This window comes from Microcoleus sp. (assembly GCF_049646505.1).
GTDB lineage: Bacteria > Cyanobacteriota > Cyanobacteriia > Cyanobacteriales > Microcoleaceae > Microcoleus.
In genome coordinates this window covers 1-10,114 of sequence record NZ_JBARVX010000654.1, presented here as the reverse complement: position 1 = coordinate 10,114, position 10,114 = coordinate 1, and the positions used below count along the sequence as shown (strand labels likewise).

At 43.6% G+C, this 10,114-nt stretch carries 9 protein-coding genes; 6 read left to right on the top strand and 3 right to left on the bottom strand.

Features of this window, described 5'->3' with window-relative positions; genetic code table 11:
* Positions 1 to 38 precede the first annotated feature (38 nt).
* Both WBA89_RS29940 and WBA89_RS29935 read left to right on the top strand, forming a co-directional pair.
* Positions 39 to 323 (top strand): DUF2470 domain-containing protein, encoded by a 285-nt coding sequence (locus tag WBA89_RS29940; protein ID WP_424411311.1) that lies wholly within the window; start codon positions 39 to 41, stop codon positions 321 to 323.
* 135 nt (positions 324 to 458) lie between these two features.
* The gene (locus WBA89_RS29935) at positions 459 to 2,102 is read left to right on the top strand and encodes an AAA family ATPase (RefSeq protein WP_424411310.1); all 1,644 of its coding nucleotides are present in this window, start codon (positions 459 to 461) and stop codon (positions 2,100 to 2,102) included.
* 58 nt (positions 2,103 to 2,160) lie between these two features.
* Here WBA89_RS29935 and WBA89_RS29930 read toward each other — a convergent pair whose 3' ends face one another.
* Positions 2,161 to 3,237 carry a DUF3616 domain-containing protein gene (locus WBA89_RS29930; protein ID WP_424411309.1) on the bottom strand — a complete coding sequence of 359 codons (1,077 nt, stop codon included), beginning with the start codon at positions 3,235 to 3,237 and terminating at the stop codon, positions 2,161 to 2,163.
* 167 nt (positions 3,238 to 3,404) lie between these two features.
* Complete coding sequence (locus WBA89_RS29925; RefSeq protein ID WP_424411308.1) at positions 3,405 to 4,694, bottom strand: RNA-guided endonuclease InsQ/TnpB family protein; 1,290 nt, start codon at positions 4,692 to 4,694, stop codon at positions 3,405 to 3,407.
* Between the two features lie 745 nt (positions 4,695 to 5,439).
* Between WBA89_RS29925 and WBA89_RS29920 the strand changes: the two genes are divergently transcribed.
* From WBA89_RS29920 to WBA89_RS29905, 4 genes are all read left to right on the top strand, one after another.
* Entirely contained in the window at positions 5,440 to 6,543 is a 1,104-nt protein-coding gene (locus WBA89_RS29920; RefSeq protein ID WP_424411307.1) for a site-2 protease family protein, read from the top strand.
* A gap of 287 nt (positions 6,544 to 6,830) precedes the next feature.
* Positions 6,831 to 8,222 carry a hypothetical protein gene (locus WBA89_RS29915; RefSeq protein ID WP_424411306.1) on the top strand — a complete coding sequence of 464 codons (1,392 nt, stop codon included), beginning with the start codon at positions 6,831 to 6,833 and terminating at the stop codon, positions 8,220 to 8,222.
* Positions 8,223 to 8,240: 18 nt separating this feature from the next.
* A complete protein-coding gene (locus tag WBA89_RS29910) occupies positions 8,241 to 8,366 on the top strand; it encodes a hypothetical protein (protein ID WP_424411305.1) in 126 nt (41 codons plus the stop codon).
* A gap of 308 nt (positions 8,367 to 8,674) precedes the next feature.
* Positions 8,675 to 8,830 (top strand): hypothetical protein, encoded by a 156-nt coding sequence (locus WBA89_RS29905; RefSeq protein ID WP_424411304.1) that lies wholly within the window; start codon positions 8,675 to 8,677, stop codon positions 8,828 to 8,830.
* Positions 8,831 to 8,911: 81 nt separating this feature from the next.
* On the opposite strand, the gene WBA89_RS29900 is transcribed toward WBA89_RS29905, so the two are convergent.
* Positions 8,912 to 10,114: ATP-binding protein (locus WBA89_RS29900; RefSeq protein WP_424411303.1), on the bottom strand; the 1,203-nt coding region annotated here is incomplete at its 5' end.

Genomic DNA, 10,114 nt, shown 5'->3' with positions numbered 1-10,114 from the left:
GCAGTACAATCGATCGATACTGCATATGAGGAATCCCCATGTCAGACCAGTTTTCGACCGAAATTAGCGATCGCATCTGCACTCACATGAACGAAGACCACGCTAGTGCTGTAGTCCTCTACGCTCGAGCCTTTGGCGGCAAACCAGAGGCCGCGGAAGCTCAAATGCTCGCGATTGATGCTAACGGCATGGATTTAACCGCTCGAGTCAATGGTGAAACTTTGCCTGTTAGAGTTAAGTTCGATCGGCCTTTAAAAGATGCCGAAGATGCTCACCATACTCTGATTGAAATGGTGAAACAAGCCCGACAAGCTGCTAAATAGCCAAATCCCCACTATTCTGTTATAATTTTAACGTTTGTAGTAAGAACTTTAGTCCTGTTAAATATTTTTCCCGAACTCAAGTCCTTACTACAAACAATACTTTTAATAAAACTTAAATCTAAAATATCAAATAAAATGACACAAAACCTTCCTAAACCAAGAGAATTTGATGCCGTCAAAGGCGGTCACAACAACAACCCATTCGAGGCACTGGTAACGCGACTAGATTTGATGATTCGCGCTCGCTACTCGCTGCTGTATATTGTCGGCGCAGAAGAGGAACCGATCGAAGCTGTAATTGCACAAGTAGCTTTGCAAGTAACTCCCGCGCGCCGAGTGTTGTTCTGGGATATCGTGCGCGGCTGGGAAGATAACGGTTCTGCAAAAGGTTCAGTAATGGCGGCGCTCGATCGCATCGGCAAGACTGCTGTAGAAGAATATACCATATTTGTACTGCGGGATTTGCACCCTATTTTGAGAGCTCCCTACACCGAAAGAAATGCTCCGGTAGTGCGGGAATTACGAAATTTAACGCGGGAATTGAAACGCAGCAAAAAAACAATAATTCTCACTTCTCACTCCCTAGAATTGCCCGAAGAATTGAAAGAGGAAGTAACAGTAATTGATTTCCCTTTGCCCGATGTCCCAGAAATCAATCATTTAATTTCCCACATTGTAGAAAAGCCCGAACAGTTGCAAGTTAGCGGTTTAGCAAAGGAACAATTAGTTAAAGCTTGTCAAGGTTTGAGCCGCGCTCGAATTAGGCGGGTTTTAGCTAAAGCTTTGGCGGCCAAACAACAAATTAATGAGTCAGATATTGAGGGAGTTTTGGAAGAAAAACAGCAAGCAATTCGCAAAACCGGAATTTTGGAGTTTTTCAACTCGCGAGAATCTCTCAAAAGTGTCGGCGGATTGGAGAATTTGAAGCAGTGGGTAAAGATGCGGCAAGATGCTTTTACTGACGAAGCGCGCCGCTACGGTATACCCAATCCTAAAGGCGTTTTGTTAGTAGGAATTCAAGGAACGGGCAAATCTTTATCGGCGAAAACAATCGCCTCGGAATGGCGTTTGCCGCTGCTGCGCTTGGATACTGGGAGGTTGTTTGGCGGCGTGGTCGGGGAAAGCGAAAGCCGGGTTCGGCAAATGATCCAATTGGCAGAGGCGATCGCACCTTGCGTTTTGTGGATTGATGAAATAGATAAAGCCTTCGGCAACATTATCAGCGGGGGCGACGGCGATTCGGGAACTTCGCGCCGGGTATTCGGCAGTTTGATTACTTGGATGCAGGAAAAAACCAGCCCGGTGTTTATTGTCGCAACTGCAAATAACGTCCGAATTCTTCCGGCGGAGTTGCTGAGAAAGGGCAGATTTGATGAGATTTTCTTTTTGAATTTGCCCTCAGAATCGGAACGGCAAGATATTTTTAAGGTGCATTTGCAGCGTTTGCGGCCGACTAGATTGCGCGAATTTGATTTGGATGTTTTGGCGAAGTCTGCTAAGGATTTTAGCGGTGCGGAAATTGAGCAAGTTGTAATTGATGGATTGTACCGGGCTTTTGGGACTTTTGTGAACGGGCAGCGCCGAGATTTGACGACGGAGGATGTTTTGAGGTCGATCGAGGATACAGTACCTTTAGCTGCGATCGCCCGATCGCAAATTGAAGATTTGAAGCAGTGGGCGGCCCAAGCGGGAGCGAGAACAGCTTCTAACGATACTCGATTGATTGATGAATTGAAGCGCTACAGCAGGCCGCTGGGTGAAGATGCGATCGACAATTAACCAAATTTCTGTTTGTAGTAAGGACTAAAGTCCTAAATTTTGCGGACGGTCATCCTCACTACGAACCCAACCTAAAAACATCCGCAAAAATCGCATTTTCCCCAACCATTCTACTCGCAGCAGGCGAATCGTAAACCACTAACAGCGAATTCTCCTTCCCCAAATATGGAAACAGGCTCAATCCCTCAGCATTGTCCGTACCAACCTTAAAAGGCAAGTCAAACAATACCTCCAAATCTCCCCCATCTTGTCCAGTAATACTGTCGCCCTCACGCCCTAAAATTCCCTTCAACCGAAAAACCCTCGTCGCCCCCGATAAAGTCATCGTCGGCCCGCCTAAAATAATCAAATCTTCCCCATTAAAACACAATTCTCGCACGCCCAAACCGTTCAAATCGACAAAATGTTTTTTGTACAATTTCCCTGCTTCCCCAATTTCCTTAAGCCTTAAAACTCCCGGTTCTGCTTCTTCAACTTCCAGCTCTAAAATTATCGCCCAACCCCGCAGCACCGGCCCCCGCAAACCCAGAAAAATGCTCTCTCCCCGCACCGCCAAGCCCTCAATATCGAAGCCATTTTCTTTGCTCGGAATTGGCACAGAAAAATAAAAGCCGAGATGTTTGTCATCTTGCAGCGCATCTGTCAGCAGATTGCCCGTTTCAGTCCGCTCAAGGCATCCCGCCGTTAATTGAATTTGGGGATTTTCAGGATGGGAAATTGACTTGTACAAAATCCCGTCTTTTACAGGAAATTTTGCTAGCAAATAGCGGTTGACATCTGTCTTAATTGTGGCCAATCTTTCGAGATCGTCTTCGGAATCTTTACCTTTAGGTTTTTTGCGTTTTGTGCTGTGAGAACCGACCAGCCAAAGGCAATTGTTGCTGAAATCAATTCCTTCAATATCGATTTCGTCGTCTGCCGATAAATCGATAAAATCTCCGATCGCAAATTTTTGATGTTTTCCAAAAACATGAGGTTCCACAGGCGACAAACATTCCAGCGAAGTCCCCTCATCGGAACCCACCCACAAATGACCGTCGGGAGTTAAAGCAACAGCGGATAAATCTGTAATAATCTCGCTCGCTTCGCTGTTAAATTGCAGCAGCAGGCGACCTAGCAAAAAAGATTCTGACATAATTATTAGCACCAAAACTCTGCTTGCGGTAAGTAATTATAAGTGACATACTCCCACGTCAAGCCTCGTGGTGCTATGACGTGGGCATCTTTGCAGCCCGATGAAGGGTGTGCAAAATTTCCTTCGCGGTACTATCATCTATAGTTCCTACTATAGAAAGATTCCCGCTACGGCGTTTTATCAAGAGAGAAAATGTCCAACCCCAACTTCTTTAAATTAATCGCGGCATTAATATCGCGATCGACCATTAAAGAATGCTGCTCATCCCAATAGTCTCGCATCCCGCAATCGGTGAAAACAATTTCATTCCGATAGCATAGAACCATTGAAGTATAAGCAGGTTTTTGCGGAACGACGACTGACCCAGCTTTTTCGGCTATGTATTCCAGCGTCTTGAAAAATTGACCGAACGCAGCATCCAGCCAAGACTTATTTAGTCCTGATTTAGCTGATTGACCGTTTGGGAGGTAAGTACCCTCATTATCTTGCTTAACTTTATTCCGTTTTGTTAAGCCTTTTAAGTTTAAGTCCTCATGAAAAAAGAATTTAGCTCCAGACCAGACAAGTCTGTGAGCTGTTTTGTAGTGGAAATCTTGGCGAGAACGCGCTATTTTTTGGTGCTGTCTCGCTTCTTTTTTGGCTAATTTACGTCGGCACTTAGAGCCACGCTTCCGTTTGTTCCGCTTCCTTGATATCTGGTCTAACTTAGCTTGGTTTTTGCGAAGCGGTTTCAACGAAGGTAGCTTTTCCCCTGACGATGTTGCTAAATAGACATTTTCATGTAGCACCGCATCCAACCCAATTGAGTTATCCCAGTTTGGGGTAACTTTATCAGGAATAAACTGGGGTACTGAAGCGTCTTCAAGCATTATCTGGATGAACCAACCGTCAGCCTTTCTAGTTACACTAATTTGCTTTGGGGTGAATCCATCGGGGATTGGGCGGTGCATCCGAACTTTTATGACACCCAACTTCGGCAATCGGATATAAAACCAATTCTTGCGAACCAGCTTAATCCAGTCGTTATTAGCCGTAGAAAAAGTCATCGTCCGGTAATCCGCTTCAGTCTTGAATCGGGGCTTACCCGATCGCCCGCCTTTACTGTCCCCTACGATAAACCGCTCAAAGGCTTGATCTACTCGCTTAGAAACATCTTGCAGAATAGTTGAATCTACCTGCTTGAAGTCCAATAGCTCGCCACTGTGGAAGACTTTTACTAGGTCTTTTTTGATGACTGGTAATTGTTGTTTTTGGGAATAGTAGTTAGGCTTCGCGCGGGGCGTAAAGATGCTAGCAACTAATGGGCAAGCATTTATAGCAGTCCGGTTACTCTCCCACCAATCAAATCGATCGCCTAGCTGCCTGTTGTACCAATAGCGACAAATTCTCAACCAATGATTTAGGCTTAACTTTTGAATGGTGTTGGGATAGAACTGATACTGATATGTTACTTTCATTGCGCTACGACCTTTACGCATTTGCTGAGAATAAAAATACCATAAAAGACTATATTGTGTCAAGCAATAATTTAATAATTATGTCAAGTAACGATGTTGGCAAATAAAGAACTTATTGTGCTTTGATGTCGTCATCCACACCTTCATTGCTCGCCCGCTATGCTGGCGAGGACATGAAAATGTGGAATCCTCGATTCACGCGCCTCTCATCCCACACTAATCGAAGCGATATAGTGTGGGGATTCCCGTCTGACTAACTAAAATTGCTTGAAACTGATATCTAGCCAGAGGTGCAATAGTCCGCCAGGGAATTAATTCCCCGTCTCAAAGGTAAAGTCGGTTAAAACTGATATCTTGCACCATTCGTGTGGAAGCTTTTTATGGGCGGGCTCTCCTGCCCAACCCTACTCCCCACAAGAAATTCACTCTTTGTGGAACAGGCTGTCCGGCCTGTTAAGCGAGAATGGTGCAACATCTGGGTTAAAACCAACTGAAAACTTATATTGAAAACTCAAATAAATATAATGTTCAGTCCTCAGAGAGATGACTTCCGCTCTTTCGACAGGAATTTTGAACCCCTGGCAGCCCCGCAGCACCAACCGCAGCCGGCGGTGATGATTCAGCAAACCGAACCTCCACAGACGGATAACACCCTAATTGAAACATTAACATTTCAGTTACATTTAGTTACTATAAGGAAACAGAGAAAAAAACTTCTTGTCTATAATATCAGAGGTAGCCAATTATGAACGGTACATTTCGCGTCGGCAACCTGTTTGGAATTCCCTTTTATGTCAACGTATCTTGGTTTCTAGTTCTGGGCTTAGTAACTTGGCAATACGGCGGCGCACTAGCTAACCTGTTTCCCGCATTAGGGCCCGTAGTGCCTTGGATGCTGGGATTGTTCACAGCCCTGCTGTTATTTGCTTCTGTCTTAGCCCACGAATTAGGACACAGTTGGGTAGCTATCAAACAGGGAATTGGCGTGAAATCAATTTCGCTATTTCTGTTTGGCGGGCTGGCTAATTTGGAAAGAGAATCGAAAACCCCAGCCGAAGCATTTTGGGTCGCCATTGCAGGCCCGTTAGTTAGCTTATTTTTGTCGGGTTTGTTAACTGCGATCGGCATCGGTGCTGGTCTCACAGGCCCCGCAGCCGCCATCGTCGGACTTTTAGCTTCCATCAACTTAGTTTTGGCTTTATTTAACTTAATTCCCGGTTTGCCTCTCGACGGCGGCAACATCCTCAAAGCGATTGTCTGGAAAATTACCGGCAACCCTTACAAAGGCATAATTTTTGCTAGCCGCGTCGGTCAAATCATTGGTTGGATTGCCATTGCTACAGGCATATTCGGTAATATTTGGAATCTAGTAATTGGTTGGTTCTTGCTGCAAAATGCAGGTCAATCCGCACAATACGGTACTGTTCAAAACGAACTAGCAGGGCTGACAGCCGCAGATGCTCTTACCGCCGAAAGTCCGATCGTCCCTGAAAACTTGTCGCTCAGAGAATTTGCCAACAACTACGTGATCGGCAATGCTCAAAACTGGCGCCGGTATTTGGTAACAGATGATGCCGGACAACTCGTAGGGGCGATCGAAGTTGACGAGCTCAAAACCATTCCTACCGGAAGCTGGCCCCAAGTTTTGGTGAAAGAACTCCTCAAGCCGATCGAATTTTCCACCACCGTCAAACCAGAATTATCCCTCCTCGAAGTCGTCACCCTTCTCGAACAACTGAAAGTGCAAGAACTCCCCGTCATTCGCGAAAACGGTGTCCTCGTGGGACTTGTAGAAAAAGCAGAAATTGCCCGCCTGCTACAAAAACGAGCTCAAGCAGACCCTGCTTGATACCCTCAGATACTTGACAAATAACACCACCTTCCCAAAATAATCCAACTGTAGGGAAGATCCTAACTCTGGCAGTCATCAGTTATAGCCAATTCTGCCATCGAAAATCTTCAATCCGAAGATCGAAAATGATGGTATAATAATTAACCCCCTCGATTACCCTTACCAAAAGGGCGATCGGGGGGGTTAACTGTAGGCTCACAAAAGTCAAGTAAAAAATTAAATTATTAGCTGCAAATCAACGATGATAATTATAATAGTCTTTTAATCAACTGAGCGAGGACGTTATGCCATCTCAGGACTTTTCCTCTCAACCCGAAACACAAGAGTCAAAAGTTCTCCATGCTCTCACAAACAATATATTGCCCGATGAGTTCGCGCCTCAACCAAAAGCTCAACTAAAACAATCCGAACTCACCGTTTTCGCAGCTCAAGAAAATATTTACAAATTTTTTATAAATCAGATTGAATCCTCAGCATCAGAAGTAGTTTTGCAACAATTTAAAAAAATATTTATCGAACAAATTGCTCCAGTTAACCCCAAAGTAATTCAAGCCCTGCACGTAATCATTGAATTTGACAGCCAACAAGAATTCAACAACTTATTTAAACGCTGCTGCTACATCTTAATAAATAACTGGACAAGTCAGAGAAAATACCAACTTGCTCGCGACTTAATTAAAATTATTAGCCAGAGAAGCCTCAGCGAACCCCACCCGGACAATTGTCTCAAAATACTGAGAGTGTGGGTGACAAACTTTATCAAAACCCAACATTACGAAGACCTCAAATTATCTGTATTCAAGTACGGCGACTACCATCCGCTAGAAAATAACTGGATTTTTCGCTATCAGCCTTATTTGCTAGCCGCTCAATATCTAAATACTAAAAACACCATCGAAGAACGTCAAGCTGCCCAACTATTGTCGCAGCAGCTAAAAGACAAGTACAAATTCGATTTAGCCATGTATACATCGCGGTCTCAGTCGCCCACAGCCCAATTAGAAAATCATTATAATCCCACACTTTTAGGAGATGAAGCCCTGCGTTTAATCAAAATAATTTTGGTAAAACAAGGCTCATTGAATTATCGAAACTTAGCCAATATTTTTATCAATCAAATTCAAAATATTACCTACAAGCAGTTTAAAAAATCTCTGATTAACTATTTATTTTATTACAAGCAAAATTTATATATTACAGAGATTGACCGCGAACAAATAATTAATATTTTAGAAGATTTTCATCCAGAAAGTGATGAAGAAACTTTGACCGTTAGCCTGCATCTGAGAACTTGCAATTATCTAATCAAATCCTTGACTGTGGAACATTCCGGGGAACCGACAGCCTTATTTCTACTGTGCGCCGCTAAACTAAATCCTTTAACACTAGCAATTTTGATGCTCAAAATAATTTTGATTTCTGCCTATTCCCGAACCTATTTAGAACTTTGTTTGGCTCGATTAATTGAATACTATCAGGATAAATCGGCTGCTGAATGTCAGTGGCTGATTAATTTTTTAGAAGTTTGCCAGATTGCTCTAACTCTATATGAAAAAAATGTTCAATACAATCTAGTGAATATGTCAGAAAAGCATCAAGAAGAACTGTTGTTTGTTGACCTCAATAACTGTCGAGTGTTTTCTCAACACAAACAAATTAAACTAGATAAAGATTAGTCAGTTGGCAGTTGTCCGTTGGCAGTTGTTAGTTGGCAGTTGTCAGTTGCTCGTTACCAGGAAGAGCCTGGTAATGCAGGTGCGGAGGAAGAGCCTCCTTTTATCTGGCAACTTACAGGAGAGAGGACTGTAGGAGGTGTTTAAGTTATTAAGTTTTCGCTCCTTAGTTGTTAGTTGTCAGTTGTTAGCAGTTGTTATACCAAATCCGAGTAACATACCCCCTTTATCATTCGGCGGTTGAAACCGCGTCTACACAAACGATGTCGGCCCCAATGCCGACTGGTTCATAAAGGGAATCCAAACCCGAATTTGGTATTAGTTGTTATTAGCTAAAGCCAACTGCCAACAACCAACTGCCAACTGCCAATAACTAACTCCCCAAGTCATCATTTATTGGCTGTGGGTAATATCAATTCCGGCTGCATCGGAATAATAAAATCGAGTCAACAGTCATGGGCATTGGCCATTGGCCCGCGCAGGGCATTGGGCGGAGCGAAGCGGAGGGATTGCAACAGTCAACAGTCAACAGTCAACAGTCCGTAGGGGCGGTGCCAAGAGTGCCCGCCCTCTTAACAGTCAACAGTCAACAGTCAACAGTCAACAGTTAACAGTCAACAGTTAACAGTCAACAGTCAACAGTCAACAGTTAACAATCACCTGACGGTACAACCGGAATTGATATTACGCAGCTACAGCTCAACTTCTGCAATTAAATCGAGTATTTTTTGATAATCAAAATTATCTAAATGATTCATCAAAACTTTGGCAAAAACATCATTTTCGCTGCGAATTTCCTCAATAGTTGTAGCAATTAAATCGAAGTCTGCCTCGCGCACTGCTTGTTTGAGATGGCTCGTCCATTCAGGAGAAACTTTCGGCTTCGAGTCAAGGGTAAATATTTCAGCAGTATCAAATATTTCTGGTTTGACGGTAATTGAACTCTCCGAAAAATCTGTGGATTCAACTGGGGCGACTGCTGTAACAGCTTGAATGTCAAACTTAAAGACTGTACCCCGTCCCACTTCGCTCTCGGCGGTAATTTCGCCGCCCATTAATTTTATGAATTCGCGGCTGATATTTAATCCTAATCCCGTACCTTTTTGAATTTTTTTTCCAGATGAACTTTGGACGAACAATTCAAATATACTATCTAATTCTTCTGGGTTAATGCCAACTCCTGTATCGGCTACTTCAAAGTGAATAAAAACTTTTTGGGGATTTTTCTCTAAGTTTGAAAAATCTTCTTCTACAGGCTTTGTGTTTCCTTTTTGGTTCGCTCCTACGGTGACTGATACCGCTCCTGTATGGGTAAATTTAAGTGCATTTTCTAATAGATGAATCAGCACTTGCCGCAACTTGAAATCATCAGTTTGCACGTATTGAGGGACATCGGAAGGGCAGTCAATAGTTAATTTGATTTTTTTATTTTTTGCAGGAATTAGGAACATATTTTGCACGTCGCTCAGCAAGCGGTACAAGTCAAAGTATTTGGGGTGGAGTGTCATGCGCCCGCCTTCAATTTTAGATAAGTCTAAGATTCGATCGATCAGTTGAAGCAGGTGTTCTCCGCTGCGGCGAATAATTTTGATATGTTCTTTTTCCGGAACACTTAAATTAGCGCTGGGTTCGATTAATTGAGCGAAGCCGAGAATGGCGTTGAGGGGGGTTCGCAATTCGTGGCTCATGTTGGCGAGAAAGATGCTTTTAGTTTTGTTGCCAGCTTCTGCTGCTAATGCGGCTTCTTTGAGTTGTTGTTCTGCTTGTTTGCGATCGCTAATATCGAGTATAACGCCGTGCCAGACAATATCTCCATTTTCGCGCAATTCCGGTCGAGAATGACCTTGCAGCCATTTGAGCTTTCCCGATGCTGTGACAATCCGCCACTCGTGGGC

What these genes read in the sequence shown, in the direction of transcription:
- WBA89_RS29940 (WP_424411311.1), top strand. Translation starts at nt 39, where the DNA reads ATGTCAGACCAGTTTTCGACCGAAATTAGCGATCGCATCTGCACTCAC.
- WBA89_RS29935 (WP_424411310.1), top strand. Translation starts at nt 459, where the DNA reads ATGACACAAAACCTTCCTAAACCAAGAGAATTTGATGCCGTCAAAGGC.
- WBA89_RS29930 (WP_424411309.1), bottom strand. Translation starts at nt 3,237, where the DNA reads ATGTCAGAATCTTTTTTGCTAGGTCGCCTGCTGCTGCAATTTAACAGC.
- WBA89_RS29925 (WP_424411308.1), bottom strand. Translation starts at nt 4,694, where the DNA reads ATGAAAGTAACATATCAGTATCAGTTCTATCCCAACACCATTCAAAAG.
- WBA89_RS29920 (WP_424411307.1), top strand. Translation starts at nt 5,440, where the DNA reads ATGAACGGTACATTTCGCGTCGGCAACCTGTTTGGAATTCCCTTTTAT.
- WBA89_RS29915 (WP_424411306.1), top strand. Translation starts at nt 6,831, where the DNA reads ATGCCATCTCAGGACTTTTCCTCTCAACCCGAAACACAAGAGTCAAAA.
- WBA89_RS29905 (WP_424411304.1), top strand. Translation starts at nt 8,675, where the DNA reads ATGGGCATTGGCCATTGGCCCGCGCAGGGCATTGGGCGGAGCGAAGCG.